Consider the following 1,835-nt stretch of genomic DNA (forward strand, 5'->3'; position numbering starts at 1 on the left):
CTCGCATAACGACGATGCTCATGCTGCCTTCGTGTTTAGGGAACACACTCGGCCTCCGCGAACATCCACCTTTCGAGACTCATTCCCGCACCCCGCATGGCTCCTGTCTACACTTCGAACCCCCCGTTGCCGCGACGCCCGCAAGACTCGGTCCCGGCCGGCCTGCTTCGGCTTTGGCCGGATGGGATTGAGAAGGCCCATTTTGCACGTGCCGCCAGGTCGGCGAGCTGTTCTGAGAGTGGCGTCATGTGCTGCTCGTTGTGAAAGACTCAAAGCCAAGCACGCCATCGTTTAAGCCGCATTGATCTGGGTCAATTCCTGTTTGCCCAGCATGCGGTGAAGAGGGCGCTTGTTCATAGGTCAGTGCTCCGAGCTCCGTTCAAGTCGTGCTTCTGCGGACACCGTTGTTTGCGACCGTGGGATGGTTGGCGTCAACCTTCTTGGCCGAGGGGCAGCAAAGTCAGCAAAGTGGGCTTCGATCCTCCTGCGCCTTCCATAATCGGCAAGACTTTATCAGCACAGGCGCAACATGTTTGACCGATAAAGTATTCTAACCATTGGCGCGGGTCTGTTCTGGTTTTTGCCAGTCTTCACATCCTGTTCGGTTGACAACCCATTCAAATATCCACGTTCCTCCGACAGCCAGTTAGGGTCTGATTCGCCTGATACATTCACGAGGCGTGATCGAGTCTCGCAGGTTCGAACACGCGAGCCTAGCATCTTTTTCGTTCGTTTGCCGCCGCACCAGTACGGCACGACGCAATCGGACTCTATCCGAGGCAGTCACGCGCTTCAGAATCTCATGCTTCGTCTCGCGAGTTGGTCGACGGTTGACGAGATCGGCCTCCGCGTGCATGTTCAACGAACCATCTGACCTGGCATCTTCAGCCATTGTCATGTCCGGCAAGGATCTATTCACCGCGCACTCCGACGGAAACCATGGGATGAAAGGCGTGAGTCGACAGAGGTTCACGAAGTCCCCTAGGGTATCGAGCGAGTAGTTCGCGGAAGCTGGGTACGGGTGGGGCAGTGAACTTCCAGGTGACGGTTCTCAAGGTGCTGGTCAGCTACCCAGACGGGTTCGCCGCCATGGCGGATCTTAAGCGAGATATGGCGATTCTGGCCACGAGCGGACCGGACTGGGCCGAACGGACGAAGCGGGTGGCCGTCCGCGTGCCCAACTTGGACATCTTCTCCCAAGGACTCATTGAGCGGATGAACGGCGGCTGGCGCGTCACTGAAGGGACGCGCGGTTCTCGGGATCATGGAGGCTCGGTCCGCACCCGCGCAACGAAGCAAGGGAGCTGCCTGAGGTCCTCGCGACCGAGGAGCCGGTGCCAGCCGCGACTCTGCCGCCGATGCCTTCGATAGCGTCGGTTCGACGGAAGCGGGAGCGAAGACGACGCCACTGCGATGCTGCACGACGAAGCCAAGTGAGCGCCGTAACGAAGCTCCGTTCGCGAACAGCGCATTTTCCGGTTGAGCGTGATCAGACGGATCGAACGTTCGATGATGTTGTTGTCGAGCTCGATGCGGCCATCATCGACAAAGTGCGCCACACCCTGCCAGCGAGATAACGTCCAGCGGATGTGACGGTGAGCTTGGGATTTTGTCGTCTAGCGCCAATATTGATGTTGGGCTGCGGGTAATCCTTAGGGCGGAGACATTGGTCAGAAGGAATGCCAAAGCACCTACCTGGGTTGGGAGATTGCGCCTGAAATCGGTGCTCACGATGCTCTGAAATCGTTGCTCATGAAGTGGACCCGCGGAACGGGACCACTTGAGCCGGTTTGTTAGTTGGAAACTGACCGCTCCTGATCACTTTCTATCACGCT

At 58.0% G+C, this 1,835-nt stretch carries 2 pseudogenes; one reads left to right on the forward strand and one right to left on the reverse strand.

Annotation, left to right across the window (positions count from 1 at the left end):
* Positions 1 to 1,029: 1,029 nt before the first annotated feature.
* Positions 1,030 to 1,282: pseudogene (locus AC0L3P_RS39645) on the forward strand (hypothetical protein); the annotation flags it as partial.
* 190 nt (positions 1,283 to 1,472) lie between these two features.
* Here the strand turns inward: AC0L3P_RS39645 and AC0L3P_RS39650 are convergent.
* Positions 1,473 to 1,601, reverse strand: a pseudogene (locus tag AC0L3P_RS39650) (IS66 family transposase); the annotation flags it as partial.
* Positions 1,602 to 1,835: the final 234 nt, after the last annotated feature.

It is taken from the genome of Bradyrhizobium sp. WSM4874 (assembly GCF_055811835.1).